This window comes from Skermanella sp., from assembly GCF_059503625.1.
Map to the genome: position 1 here is coordinate 1 of NZ_JCACHA010000685.1, position 12363 is coordinate 12363.

13 protein-coding genes are annotated in these 12363 nt (G+C 62.6%); 2 read left to right on the plus strand and 11 right to left on the minus strand.

Features of this window, described 5'->3' with window-relative positions; genetic code table 11:
- Positions 1 to 165: 165 nt before the first annotated feature.
- Positions 166 to 936 (minus strand): radical SAM protein, encoded by a 771-nt coding sequence (locus AC5JJ6_RS22295; RefSeq protein ID WP_496044170.1) that lies wholly within the window; start codon positions 934 to 936, stop codon positions 166 to 168.
- Positions 937 to 993: 57 nt separating this feature from the next.
- On the opposite strand from AC5JJ6_RS22295, the gene AC5JJ6_RS22300 reads away from it, so the two are divergent.
- The gene (locus AC5JJ6_RS22300; protein ID WP_496044171.1) at positions 994 to 1470 is read left to right on the plus strand and encodes a hypothetical protein; all 477 of its coding nucleotides are present in this window, start codon (positions 994 to 996) and stop codon (positions 1468 to 1470) included.
- Positions 1471 to 1771: 301 nt separating this feature from the next.
- The gene (locus tag AC5JJ6_RS22305) at positions 1772 to 2404 is read left to right on the plus strand and encodes a sensor histidine kinase (protein ID WP_496044172.1); all 633 of its coding nucleotides are present in this window, start codon (positions 1772 to 1774) and stop codon (positions 2402 to 2404) included.
- 529 nt (positions 2405 to 2933) lie between these two features.
- Here the strand turns inward: AC5JJ6_RS22305 and rplS are convergent.
- The 10 genes from rplS to AC5JJ6_RS22355 form a co-directional block, all read right to left on the minus strand.
- Positions 2934 to 3329: a 50S ribosomal protein L19 gene (gene rplS, locus AC5JJ6_RS22310; protein WP_496044173.1), complete on the minus strand. Its 396-nt coding sequence runs from the start codon at positions 3327 to 3329 to the stop codon at positions 2934 to 2936.
- A 72-nt stretch (positions 3330 to 3401) separates the two neighbouring features.
- Positions 3402 to 4169, minus strand: a complete 768-nt coding sequence (gene trmD, locus AC5JJ6_RS22315; protein ID WP_496044174.1) for a tRNA (guanosine(37)-N1)-methyltransferase TrmD — start codon at positions 4167 to 4169, stop codon at positions 3402 to 3404.
- Entirely contained in the window at positions 4169 to 4804 is a 636-nt protein-coding gene (gene rimM / locus AC5JJ6_RS22320) for a ribosome maturation factor RimM (protein ID WP_496044175.1), read from the minus strand. The genes trmD and rimM overlap by 1 nt, the downstream gene beginning before the upstream one ends.
- Positions 4805 to 4835: 31 nt before the next feature.
- Positions 4836 to 5213: a 30S ribosomal protein S16 gene (rpsP, locus tag AC5JJ6_RS22325; protein ID WP_496044176.1), complete on the minus strand. Its 378-nt coding sequence runs from the start codon at positions 5211 to 5213 to the stop codon at positions 4836 to 4838.
- Positions 5214 to 5351: 138 nt separating this feature from the next.
- Positions 5352 to 6728 (minus strand): signal recognition particle protein, encoded by a 1377-nt coding sequence (ffh, locus tag AC5JJ6_RS22330; protein ID WP_496044177.1) that lies wholly within the window; start codon positions 6726 to 6728, stop codon positions 5352 to 5354.
- 233 nt (positions 6729 to 6961) lie between these two features.
- Complete coding sequence (aguA, locus tag AC5JJ6_RS22335) at positions 6962 to 7978, minus strand: agmatine deiminase (RefSeq protein WP_496044178.1); 1017 nt, start codon at positions 7976 to 7978, stop codon at positions 6962 to 6964.
- 440 nt (positions 7979 to 8418) lie between these two features.
- Entirely contained in the window at positions 8419 to 9255 is an 837-nt protein-coding gene (locus AC5JJ6_RS22340) for an ABC transporter permease subunit (protein WP_496044182.1), read from the minus strand.
- Positions 9255 to 10199 carry an ABC transporter permease subunit gene (locus AC5JJ6_RS22345; RefSeq protein ID WP_496044179.1) on the minus strand — a complete coding sequence of 315 codons (945 nt, stop codon included), beginning with the start codon at positions 10197 to 10199 and terminating at the stop codon, positions 9255 to 9257. Before AC5JJ6_RS22345 ends, AC5JJ6_RS22340 begins: the two co-directional genes overlap by 1 nt.
- Positions 10196 to 11353 (minus strand): ABC transporter ATP-binding protein, encoded by a 1158-nt coding sequence (locus AC5JJ6_RS22350; RefSeq protein ID WP_496044180.1) that lies wholly within the window; start codon positions 11351 to 11353, stop codon positions 10196 to 10198. The genes AC5JJ6_RS22345 and AC5JJ6_RS22350 overlap by 4 nt, the downstream gene beginning before the upstream one ends.
- 108 nt (positions 11354 to 11461) lie before the next feature.
- The coding region (locus tag AC5JJ6_RS22355; RefSeq protein ID WP_496044181.1) for an extracellular solute-binding protein at positions 11462 to 12363 on the minus strand (902 nt) is incomplete at its 5' end.

Genomic DNA, 12363 nt, shown 5'->3' on the forward strand with positions numbered 1-12363 from the left:
TGAAGACCGCCCGCCGGGCGAATTCAGGAATAGCGACCATGGCCCCCTAGATGGCACTTCGGATGCTGCGGTGCGACAGAAATCGGCCGAGCGTCCCGGCTACCAAGGGCTAATCCCACGGCATGCCACGTCTGAGATGCAGGCGGGAAGTCCAACCCGGCAAACTCAGTCGGCTCTCAATCCGCGACTCCGGAAGATATTGCGCACCGCCCGGACCTGGGAGATGGCTGCCGGTTTGAGGGTGCGAATGCCGGGGAGCGGACAGCGCGTGCGCCATTCTTCAGCGTCCATGCGTTGGAACGGAACCACATCGACCCGTTCCAGATCGGGAAAGGAAGCGGCGAACTCCGCCAGGGTCTCGACATGGGCGGGGTCGTCGTTGAACCCGGGGACCAGTGCCAGACGCATCCAGACCGGTTTATCCGCCTGCCGAAGGATGCTGGCAAACCGGGCCAGCGGACCGGCAGGAACGTCTTGAACGGTCGCGGTGTCGAACCCGGTAAGGTCGAGCACGACAAGATCGGTCAGGTGCAGCAGGCCCCGCGCAGCGAACAGGTTGCCGCTTCCAGTGGTATCGAGTGCGGTCGGTATCCCCATTGAACGGCAGCGGCGGAACAATTCGCGGACGAATTCCGCCTGCTCAAGCGGTTCGGCACCAGCGACTGTCACCCCACCGCCCGACACCCGCATGTAATCGGCATGCTGGGCGATCCGGTCTATGAGCTTCTCGACGGTATCCAGGCGTATGTCGCTGCCCTGGGCACTGCCCTTGCTTGGACAGTGAACGCACCGCAGGGGGCAGCCGTGCAGGAAGATCACGAAGCGGACGCCTGGTCCGGCTCCCGTGCCGCGCGCCGAAATCGAATGTACCCGCCCGGACAGGTTGAAAGGCTCACCTGGAGGCGGCAATCGCATCACGTCGGAAGGAATGGTCATGACGCTGTCCGCTCCCGTCATCGATCCGAAGGTACGGCAACGATCAACCCGCTAACGATGACCGACGACGCCGGAGAATGCCTTGATCCATATCAACGTTGTGAGATGCGGCGGATCGGCGCTTCCAGTAACCGAATCTATACGCCTTGCGCGTACGATCGACCACCGGCTCGGATCGCCGGATTACCCATACCGGGCCTTTACTGTAGACCGCAAAGCGGGAAAGCCATGACATCGCATCTAACGTACGAAATCGTTCATAAATTCCGCGGCCAGGGCAAGATGAACGAGGCCGAAGACTGGATGCGTGCGAATATCAGAGGTCTTTGGGAGCTGGAATTCCTTGGAATGTCCGAGGAAATAGACGAATTCAAGAAGACCAAGACTTATGTATTTCATGTCCGCTTCAACTTCGGTCGATCGGAGGATTTAAAGCGTTTCAAGGAAGAGTACATTCAGGGCAAGCCCCCTGCCCCCAAGGCCAAGCCTCCAGTCGCGAAAAAGAAAGGCATTCTCAGCCGCATCTTCGGCTGACCGTTGTACGGCGGGACAGGGCGGAACAGCAAACTGATCGCCTGCCACGCTTTACAACGCTTGCTTGAGGTGCCTACATTCATTCTATTTATCAATAAAAATAAAGTTATATTTACATTCTATATATATTCGGTATCTACGCCGGAAAGTATATTTGAGAGTTAGCTTGCCTGTTGTACAAATTGGCGAATATTCTAGGAACGGGGCAAGCATGGAAACATCCGCCCGTTGAAGCTACCGCTCCCGCATACGTTTGACGCGGTCAGGAGACCCGCCTTTGACCATAGCTAGCGCTCCTGATATGGACGACCATACCAAGCAGCTCGAACAGGCGCTGAGGGAAAAGGAGGCGGCACTCAAGGAACTCCAGCACCGTGCCAAGAACAGCCTTCAGCTGGTAATCAGCCTTCTGAAATTGCAAAGCGGCCGCATCCGCGACCCTGACGCAAGGACAGCCTACGACCTAACCTTGCAGAGGATCGAGGCGCTTGCCATTGCCTACCGCCACCTCCATGAGTCGGGCACGGAAACCAAGGTAGAGTTCGGCCGCTATCTGACGGAGCTGGTCACGACGACCAGCGCGAACCTGCCCGGCGGCGCACAGGGTACCGATATCGACGTGCAGTCGGAGAAGATCACGGGCGGATTATCGCTCGCTGTGCCGCTTGGCTTGATCGTCAACGAATTGCTGAGCAATGCGCTGCGCCACGCCTTCCCGGCGAAAAGCTGGATACGGATCTCCTTGACCAGTCCACAACCGGAAGTTCTTGAACTGGTCGTCTCCGACAATGGCCGAGCCCTGCCCACCGGCTTCGATCCGGATGCCGATGCCGGCATGCTGCTGGCGGAGGCTCTGGCGGCGCAGTTGGGGTCCGTGCTTGCAGTGGAAGCAACCGGCAGCGGGACAAGCGTGAAAATGTCGGTGCCGCTCTAGCGGCCATATATGCAGCCGCTAAGAGCATCTACCGTAGAGATGCTCTTCGTTTCAATCCGGCAGAGTCTAGCAAGTATGACAGCATGCCGCAGCATGCAAGTTCGCGTATCAAGACGCTGTGCCAATCCCTATTCTCGCCAGTGTCCGGTGGAGTGGATAATCCACCCTACCGAGACAACTGGAGGAGGGAGTCCATGATGCGATGGACATTCCGGCTCCGCTGGAAGGGACAGACGATCGGGATTGAACTCGAGATCGGCATGAACCTCTAACGGAGCCAGGGAGAGGTGTCACAAGCACCTCTCCCACTCCTGTAATTTACTCAAATCCGATCAGCTTGTGAAGCCCTGTGATCTCATGCCGATGCATGAAATCGTCAATCACGGATGCCACGGCGTTCCCCAAGACGCTATCGATCAATCGCCAGCGCCAGGACGCAACAGAAACGCCCGCCGAAATAGCTTCGGCGGGCGTTTCTATCGTACGGTCTCACCTGGGCGATCAGGCCGAAGCCCAACCGCCAAGCAGATCAGTTCGTGACATCGCGGCCATTGACCATGCCGCGGCCGGTCGTCCGCTCGCTGATACGGGCGCGCTTGCCGCGCAGTTCGCGCAGGTAGTACAGCTTGGCGCGGCGGACGTCGCCCTTGCGGACCAGCTCGATGCTGTCGATGCGGGGGCTGTAGAGCGGGAATACGCGCTCGACGCCTTCGCCGTAGCTGATCTTGCGGACGGTGAAGCTGGAGTTCACGCCGGCGTTCTTGCGGGCGATGCAGACGCCCTCATAGGCCTGGACGCGCTCGCGCGTGCCTTCGACGACCTTCACGTTGACGCGCAGCGTGTCACCGGGAGAAAACTCCGGCACCGGCCGCTTCTCGACCAGCTTCTGGACCTGTTCGGCCTCAAGTTGCTGAATGATGTTCATCGCACTCACCCCTTACATTCAACTGTGGCGCGCCGAAGTCCTGAAAGGCAGCCCGGCGGACCCGTTTATCATCTATTCCATCGTCGCGATGCGGTCGCGCCGCCGGCGCTTCCGCGGTTCTTCCACCTCGCGGGCGGCCTCGTAGAGGGACCACAGGTCCGGCCGTCTGGCCTTCGTGATCCGCTCCGCCTCGGCCAGCCGCCAGGCGCGTACCTTTTCGTGGTGACCGGAAAGCAGGACTTCCGGCACCATGCGGCCCTGCCAGTCGGCCGGCCGCGTATAATGGGGATATTCCAGCAATCCCCGCTCGAAGCTTTCTTCCCCGGCGGTCTCCTCGTTGCCCATGACGCCCGGCAGCAGCCGGACGACGGCATCGATGAGAGCCAGCGCCGCCGGCTCGCCGCCGGACAGCACGAAATCGCCGAGGCTGACCTCTTCGGCCCCATGCGCTTCCAGGACCCGCTCGTCCACCCCTTCGTAACGCCCGCACAGCAGGGTCACGACCGGCTCCACGGCAAGCTCCCTGACGAGAGCCTGATCGAGCAGCCTGCCGCGCGGCGACAGGTAGATCACCCGGCCGCGCCCCGCACTTTCCGGACCGCCGGTAACCGCGGTCAGGGCAGCGTCGAGCACGTCGGCCCGCATCACCATGCCGGGACCGCCACCGAACGGAGTATCGTCGACCGTGCGGTGCTTATCGCGTCCGAAGTTTCGGATGTCCACTGTTTCCAGGGACCATATCCGGTTCTCCAAGGCGCGCCCCGCAAGGCTGAGCCCCAGCGGCCCCGGAAACATTTCCGGGAACAGGGTCAGGATGCGGACGGTCCAGACGGGGTCCATCACCCGGCCTCGCCATCGGTTGCCGAACCGGCACGCTCGGCCGCCGCTTCCGCCGCCTGCTCGGCGGCATCCGGAGGTGCCAGCAGGTCGTCGGTAAGGTCGGCGACGATACGGCCGCCGGCGACATCCACCACCGGCACGAGCGCCTTGGTGAAGGGCACCATGACCGTGCGGCGCTCCGGCAGGTTGACTTCCAGCATGTCGCCGCCGCCGAAGTTATGGAGAGCTATCACCGTGCCGATACTGGAACCGTCCGGCCTTTCGACCGAAAGACCGATCAGGTCGGCGTGATAGAACTCTTCCTCATCCTCGGGAGGCGGCAGCCGGTCGCGGTCCACATGCAGCAGCACGCCCCGCAGAGCTTCCGCGGCGGTCCGGTCGGAGACACCCTGGACCCTGGCGAGCCAGTAGTCCTTCATCGCCGACTGGAGTTCGACGGTGAAGCTGCGGGTGCCGGTCGGGTCCATCAGGGGGTTGTAGCCCGCGATGGCCGCAGGGTCCTCGGTGAAGCTCTTCAGCTTAACGAGGCCGCGCACGCCATGAACGCCGACGATCTGGCCGACGCACACCGTGCTTCGCGCCTTGCCTGCGGTCCTGGGCTGGCTTGCGCCTTTGCCTGCGGGTTGGGTTGCCATGGGGAGGTACCGGGCCTGTCAGCGCAGCAGCTTATTCGGCGGAGCCGGCGGCTTCGGCTTCGGCGCGCTTGGCGGCGGCAGCCTGCTCGGCCTTGATGCGCTCCTGGGCCTTCGCCTTGGGGGCGGCCTTCTTCGGGTTGTTCGACTGGGCCGGAGCCGGGACGATCTCGGCGCGGCCGAGGAACAGAGTGACGCGGTCGGTCGGCTGGGCGCCGACCGACAACCAATGCTTGGCGCGCTCGCCGTTCAGCACGACGCGCTCTGGATGGTCCTTGGCCAGCATCGGGTTGTAGGTGCCGATCTTTTCGATGAAACGGCCGTCGCGCGGGCTGCGGGCGTCGGTGACGACGATGGAATAGAACGGGCGCTTCTTGGCGCCGCCGCGGGTCAGGCGAATCTTCAGGGACATTGCTGAATTACTCTCTTCACTCAGGTTGCAGTCGTATCGGCTAAACTCTCGGCCCGGCAAATGGCACTGGGCGTCGATCGGAGTTGCCTGCGGGAACGATCAACGATCCCACGGCGAAATTCTATGTAGGCAGTCGGATCACGGGAAACCCTTCCCGCCGCCGCGACCACCCGGCAGAAGACCGGCCAGACCCTGGCGCATGAAGCCCTTCTGGCCCATCTTCTTGACCTTCTTCATCATGGTCTGCATGTCCTGGAACTGCTTGAGCAGCTTGTTGACGTCCTGGACCTGCACACCCGATCCCAGCGCGATGCGGCGCTTGCGGGATGCCTTGATGAGGTCGGGATTGCGGCGCTCCGCCTTGGTCATCGACGAGATGATCGCTTCCTGCTTCTTCAGGATGCCTTCGTCGATGTTGGCGTCCTTGATCTGGTTCTTGATCTTGCCGATGCCCGGCAGCATGTTGAGCATCCCGCCCATGCCGCCCATCTTGCGGATCTGCTTGAGCTGGTTCGCCATGTCGTCGAGGTCGAAGGTCCCCTTCTCCATCTTCTTGGCGAACTTTTCAGCCTCCGCCTTGTCGATGTTCTCGGCGGCCTTCTCGACCAGACTGACGACGTCGCCCATGCCCAGGATACGGCCGGCGATGCGGTCGGGGTGGAAGGCTTCGAGTGCGTCGACCTTTTCGCCGACGCCCAGCAGCTTGATCGGCTTGCCGGTGATCTGGCGCATCGACAGTGCGGCGCCGCCGCGCGCATCGCCATCGATACGGGTCAGCACGATGCCGGTGATGCCGACGCGATCCTGGAAGTTGGTCGCAACCGTCACCGCGTCCTGGCCGGTCATGGCGTCCACGACCAGCAGAGTTTCGGCCGGCTTTGTGGCGTCGCGGACGGCGGCGACTTCCGCCATCAGCTCGTCGTCGATCGCGAGACGGCCGGCGGTGTCGAGCATGACGACGTCATAGCCCTCGGTCCGGCCCATCTGCATGGCGCGCTTGGCGATCTCGACCGGCTGCTGGCCGGGAACGATCGGCAGCGTCGCCACCTGAACCTGCTCGCCCAGGATCTTCAACTGTTCCTGAGCCGCCGGACGCCGCGTGTCGAGCGACGCCATCAGCACTTTCTTGCGCTCCCGCGTCTTCAGGCGGAGCGCGATCTTGGCGGTGCTGGTGGTCTTGCCGGAGCCCTGAAGCCCAACCATCAGGACCGGGACCGGCGCCGCCGCCTCGAGGTTGATGCCCTCGCTGACGGAGCCCAGCATCTCGACCAGATGGTCGTGGACGATCTTGACGACCATCTGGCCGGGCGTGACCGACCGCAGGACTTCCGCTCCGACCGCCTTTTCCTTGACGCCGGCGATGAACTGCTTGACCACGGGCAGGGCCACGTCCGCCTCGAGCAGGGCGATACGCACCTCGCGCAAGGCGGCGCCGACGTCTTCCTCGCTCAGCGCGCCACGCCGTGTCAGGCGATCGAAGATGTCGCCCAGCCGTCCGGTCAGCCCTTCAAACATGCATCACTCGATCAAGGTTCGAAAATCCGAGCCGCTTCATCCCATGCGCCGCAACGCGCCCAAACGAAAATGCGCCAGTGCGCGAAACTCGCGGACCGGCGGGCACCCGTAGGCGCATTGCTTGCTCATGGGATTGAGCGGTGCTGGAACCTAGGGGAGCGGCAGCGCCAAGTCAACGGGAAGATGCCCGTAAACTGCGTGCCGCCGCTCCACAGCCTGAATACCGAGCCTGATTACTGGCCGCCCGGCTGCTGCTGGGTGATGCAGTGGATGCCGCCGCCGCCCTTGACGATGTCGAGCGCCGGCACCTGGATCACCTCGCGATCGGAGAAGACCTTGCGCAGTGTCCGGAACGCTTCGTCATCCGCCGCGTCCTCGTAGGCCGGCATGACGATGCCGCCGTTGGCGATATAGAAATTGGTATAGGACAGCGTGAGGCGAATTCCGTTGTGGTCGCGCCTTTCCGGCTGGCGGAGCGTGACCACTTCGATCTCCCGGCCGCTCGCGTCGCGAGCGGCTCTCAGCCGGTCCAGGTTGTCCTGGAAGATCTTGAAATTGGGATCGCCGGTATCGTCGGTCGTCAGGGCCAGCACCAGTCCCGGACGGGCGAAGCAGGCGATCTCGTCGATATGGCCGTCGGTCTCGTCCAGTTCGTAGCCCTGGCCGAGCCAGATGACCTGACGAATGCCCAGATAGTCCTTCAGGTGCTGCTCGATCTCCGCCTTGGTCAGGTTGGGATTGCGGTTGGGATTGAGCAGGCATTCCTCCGTCGTGATCAGGGTGCCCTCCCCGTCCACGTGGATCGAGCCGCCTTCCAGGATCAGCGGAGCGCCGTAGCGCTGCATGCCGAGATGCTCGATCATCCGCCGGGCCAGCTCCGCGTCGAGCTGGTGGTCGGGATAATTGTTGCCCCAGGCATTGAAGCCCCAATCGACACCCGCGACCCGGCCAGTGCCGTCGACTACGAAAGTCGGGCCGGTGTCTCGGATCCAGCTATCGCTGATCGGCATGGGCAGCACTTCGATGCCGGGGCCGCACGCCAGCGATACTTCAGCCACGTCGGATTGATTGCAGACCATAGCGACCGGTTCGAACTGCGCGATCGATTGCGCCACCTCGGCATAGGCGGCGCAGGCGGCGTCGATGCCGTTGGTGAAGGTTTCGGGACGGCAAGGCCACGCCATCCAGCAGCGGTTGTGGTTTTCCCATTCCGCAGGCATGCGGAACCCGTCCGCGACAGGGGTGGACATGGTTTCAAAGCCCTCTCAAAGAATACGCCCCGGCGACACTAACCACCGGGGCGCTGTCTTGGCAACCTCTCGGAACGGACATGATCCGCCTCCGGTAAAACCCTGAGTTTTCTATAAAATTTGAAAAGAGGGAAAAAACGAAGGGAGGCCGCTGGCGCTCTATCGACGGCGCCGGGCCGGAGGATGCAGCACCGGAGCATCCGCAATAGGATATGCCGGTTCGTAGAATCGGGTCTGGGCGGCCGAACCAAGACGGATAAGGCCAAGGAATACGAGGAAATTCATGATACGCCTCTTCAGCAGTTTCTCCTGTTGAAGAAGATATTCTTTTAACTTGCGGCCGGCAAGCCCCCGCGCATGGACGCCGGGGCGGCCATGCGCGGCTCGCATGCAAGAAAAGCGATGTCCCTCTCAGGAAAAAGCCAAGGAAAGCCGAAAAATCAGGCGTTCGACGCGGACGCCATCTGTTCGTCTATCTTTCTGATTCTTTCCTGCCGGGCCATGAGAACTCCAGCGGCAATGATGCCGGTCGTCACGATGGCGACGATGATCGTCGCGAGCGCATTGATCTCCGGCGTCACTCCCAGCCGGACGCTGGAAAAGATCACCATCGGCAGCGTCGTCGAAGCTGGCCCCGACACGAAGCTGGCGATCACCAGATCGTCCAGCGACAGGGTGAAGGCCAGCAGCCAGCCCGACACGATCGCCGGCGAGATGATCGGCAGAGTGATCACGAAGAAGATCTTGGCGGGGCGTGCGCCTAAGTCCATCGCCGCCTCCTCGATCGATTCGTCCAGGCTGACCAGCCTGCTTTGCACGATCACGGCGACGAAGGCCATCGTGAAGGTCACGTGGGCGATCGTGATTGTCGTCATCCCGCGCCCTTCGGGCCAGCCGATGAACTGCTCCAGCGAGACGAACAGCAGCAGCAGCGACAGGCCGGTGATCACTTCCGGCATGACCAGCGGCGCCGTTATCATGCCGCCGAACAGCGTCCGCCCCTTGAAGCGTCCGAACCGGGCCATCGCCATGCCGGCCATGGTCCCCAGGATGACCGAAATAGTAGCGCTGAGCGCCGCGATGCGCAGCGACAGCCAGGCCGCCGAAAGCATCTGCTGGTTATGCAGAAGTTCGACGTACCACTTGGTCGACCAGCCGCCCCAGACGGTGACCAGACGGCTCTCGTTGAAGGAATAGATGATCAGCAGGATGATCGGCACGTAGAGAAAAGCGTAGCCGAACGCCAGCATGGTCAGCACGAAGCCCGAACGGCGCATCATTGCTTTGCGGCCTCCTGTTGCTTTTCCTGGAAATACTGGAACAGCATGATCGGCACGACCAGGAACAGCAGCAGCGCTATCGCCACCGCCGACGCCACCGGCCAGTCGCGGTTGGAAAAGAACTCGTTCCACAGCACGGCGCCGATCATCAGCGTATTGGGTCCCCCCAGCAGCGACGGGATGACGAACTCTCCCACCGCCGGGATGAACACCAGCAGCGAACCGGCAATGATTCCGGGCATCGACAGCGGCAGGGTGACCGCCAGGAACGCCTTGACCGGCCGGGCGCCAAGGTCGGCCGCCGCCTCCAACAAGGTGTCGTCCAGCTTCTCCAGCGTGGCGTAGAGCGGCAGGATCATGAAGGGCAGATAGGAATACACGATGCCGATATAGATTGACACGTCGGTATAGAGGATCTGGAGCGGCGTATCGATAATACCCAGCCAGATCAGGAAATTGTTGAGCAGGCCTTCGGGCTTCAGGATGCCGATCCAGGCATAGACCCGGATCAGGAACGAGGTCCAGAACGGCAGGATGATCAGCATCAGCAGCGGACCGCGCCACGATGCCGGCGCCTTGGCGATGCCGTAGGCCATCGGATAGCCCAGCAGCAGGCACAGCACGGTCGAGACGAAGGCGATCTTCAGCGAATTGAGATAGGCTACCGCATACAAGCTGTCGGTCAGCAGGAACATGAAGCTGGCGAAGTTCAGCTTGACCGTCAGCATCCCTCCCTCCGCCCAGTCCAGCAAGGCGGTGTAGGGCGGGATCGCGATGTCGGCCTCGGCGAAGCTGATCTTCAGCACGATCGCGAAGGGGATCAGGAAGAACAGCAGCAGCCAGACATAGGGCACCATGACCACCAGCCCGCGCCCGGACAGGCCGAAGCGGCTCAATCGACGGCTGGGGTTTGGATTCAGGCTCGGAACGGGCTCGCTCATTGGGTCAGGACCACGCCGGCGAACGGTTGCCAGGAGACATGGACGCGGTCCTCCCAGGTGATCGGCATCTCGGTCAGCCGGTTGAAGTTCGGCTGGGTGATGCGGACCATCTTACCGGAGTCCAGCTCGATCAGGTAGTTCGACAGGTTGCCCAGATAGGCGATCTCGCGGACGGTGCCGCGCGTCACGTTGCGGGCGCTATCGACCGGCGGCGGCTCGCGGGAGATCGACATCTTTTCCGGCCGGACGGCGACCCAGACCGGCGTGCCCAGCGGAACCGGGACGCCGTGGTTGATGTAGAGGTCGCAGCCGGCTTCCTCGCTCTGGATCAGCACGTGGTCCGGCTCGTCCTCCAGGATGCGGCCGGCGAACATGTTGACCGACCCGATGAACTCGGCGACGAACTTCGTGGCCGGGTATTCGTAGATCTGGGCCGGCGTGCCGACCTGGGCGATCCAGCCGCTGTTCATGACGGCGATCCGGCTCGACATGGTCATCGCCTCCTCCTGATCGTGAGTGACGATCACGAAGGTGATGCCGACCTGTTCCTGGATATTGACCAGTTCGAACTGGGTCTGCTCGCGCAGGCGCCGGTCCAGCGCACCCAGCGGTTCGTCCAGCAGCAGCAGCTTGGGCCGCTTGACGAGACTGCGGGCCAGCGCCACGCGCTGGCGCTGGCCGCCGGAAAGCTGGTGCGGCCTGCGCTTGGCGAAGCGGCCGAGCTGGACCAGGTCCAGCACCTCCGCGACGCGCACGCGGATCTGGTCGCGCGGCACGCGGTCCTGCTTCAGGCCGAAGGCTATGTTCTGCTCGACCGTCATGTGCGGGAACAGCGCATAGCTCTGGAACATCATGTTGACCGGGCGCTCGTACGGCGGGATGTTCGACATATCGACGCCGTCGATGAAGATCTTGCCCGAAGTCGGGGTTTCGAACCCCGCCAGCATGCGGAGCAGAGTGGTCTTGCCGCTGCCCGATCCGCCGAGCAGCGAGAAGAACTCGCCCCGGTAGATCGACAGCGATACGTCGTCCACGGCGGTAAAATCGCCGAACTTCTTGGTGACCTTCTCGATCCGCAGGTAAGGCTGTTCCTTGGGGTCCTGCCAGGGCTCGAGCTTGATCTTGCGGCCGGACTGGGTCGTCGTCTGAGCCATCGGGTTCTCCCTGCGATCACGTATTCCGGCAAAGAGAAGCCCCGGCCGTCATCGGGCGGCCGGGGCATCGTCTGCTGAGCGTTGCCGCTCCGCTCTTCACCGGGGGGCTTACTGGCCGGTCTTGATCTTGGTCCAGGACCGGGTGCGCAGCCGTTCGGCCGCCGGCGCCACCGCCGATACGGTGAACATCTTCTGCTTGGCCTCATCCGTCGGGAAGACCGACGGATTCGACTTCACCGCCTCGTCAACCGTTTCCAGCGAGGCCGGCACCGCATTGGCGTAGTTGGTGTAGTTGGTGATGCCGGCCATCGTCTCCGGCTTCAGGATGAAGTTGATGAACTTGTGCGCGGCATCGACATTGGGCGCATCCTTGGTGATCGTCATCATGTCGAACCAGAGCTGCACGCCCTCCTTCGGCACGACGTAGTCGACGGTCACGCCGGCATTGGCTTCCGCCGCGCGGGCCTGGGCCTGGATCACGTCGCCGGAATACGCCAGCGCCACGCAGGCGTCGCCGGCCGCGAGATTGTTGATGTTCTGCCCCGTGACGAAGTTCTTCACGTAGGGGCGGATCTTCATCAGCGCCTCTTCGGCCTTCTTCAGGTCTTCCGCCTTGTCCGAATTGGGGTCGAGGCCGAGATAGTGAAGCACGGTCGGGAAGGTGTCGGTCGCCGAATCGAGGATCGTGATACCGCAGGGCGCCAGCTTCTTGGCGACTTCCGGGTCGAAGATCAGCTTGAAGCTGTCGAGCGGCGCATCCGGCATCAGGGCCTTGATCTTCTCGGCGTTGATGCCGATTCCGATCGTTCCCCACTGATAGATGACGCCGTACTGGTTGCCGGGGTCCGACCGCTCGACCTGCTTCATCAGCGCGGGATCGAGATTCTTCAGGTTCGGGATCTTCGACTTGTCGAGCTTCTGGAGAGCGCCGGCCTTGATCAGGCGGCTCATCGTGGGCTCGGCCGTCGGGACCGTGATGTCGTAGCCGGAGCGGCCGACCAGCAGCTTCT

Excerpts from the sequence above, each read along its gene's own strand:
- AC5JJ6_RS22295 (WP_496044170.1), bottom strand. The coding sequence starts at position 936 with ATGACCATTCCTTCCGACGTGATGCGATTGCCGCCTCCAGGTGAGCCT.
- AC5JJ6_RS22300 (WP_496044171.1), top strand. The coding sequence starts at position 994 with ATGACCGACGACGCCGGAGAATGCCTTGATCCATATCAACGTTGTGAG.
- AC5JJ6_RS22305 (WP_496044172.1), top strand. The coding sequence starts at position 1,772 with ATGGACGACCATACCAAGCAGCTCGAACAGGCGCTGAGGGAAAAGGAG.
- rplS (WP_496044173.1), bottom strand. The coding sequence starts at position 3,329 with ATGAACATCATTCAGCAACTTGAGGCCGAACAGGTCCAGAAGCTGGTC.
- trmD (WP_496044174.1), bottom strand. The coding sequence starts at position 4,169 with ATGGACCCCGTCTGGACCGTCCGCATCCTGACCCTGTTCCCGGAAATG.
- rimM (WP_496044175.1), bottom strand. The coding sequence starts at position 4,804 with ATGGCAACCCAACCCGCAGGCAAAGGCGCAAGCCAGCCCAGGACCGCA.
- rpsP (WP_496044176.1), bottom strand. The coding sequence starts at position 5,213 with ATGTCCCTGAAGATTCGCCTGACCCGCGGCGGCGCCAAGAAGCGCCCG.
- ffh (WP_496044177.1), bottom strand. The coding sequence starts at position 6,728 with ATGTTTGAAGGGCTGACCGGACGGCTGGGCGACATCTTCGATCGCCTG.
- aguA (WP_496044178.1), bottom strand. The coding sequence starts at position 7,978 with ATGTCCACCCCTGTCGCGGACGGGTTCCGCATGCCTGCGGAATGGGAA.
- AC5JJ6_RS22340 (WP_496044182.1), bottom strand. The coding sequence starts at position 9,255 with ATGCGCCGTTCGGGCTTCGTGCTGACCATGCTGGCGTTCGGCTACGCT.
- AC5JJ6_RS22345 (WP_496044179.1), bottom strand. The coding sequence starts at position 10,199 with ATGAGCGAGCCCGTTCCGAGCCTGAATCCAAACCCCAGCCGTCGATTG.
- AC5JJ6_RS22350 (WP_496044180.1), bottom strand. The coding sequence starts at position 11,353 with ATGGCTCAGACGACGACCCAGTCCGGCCGCAAGATCAAGCTCGAGCCC.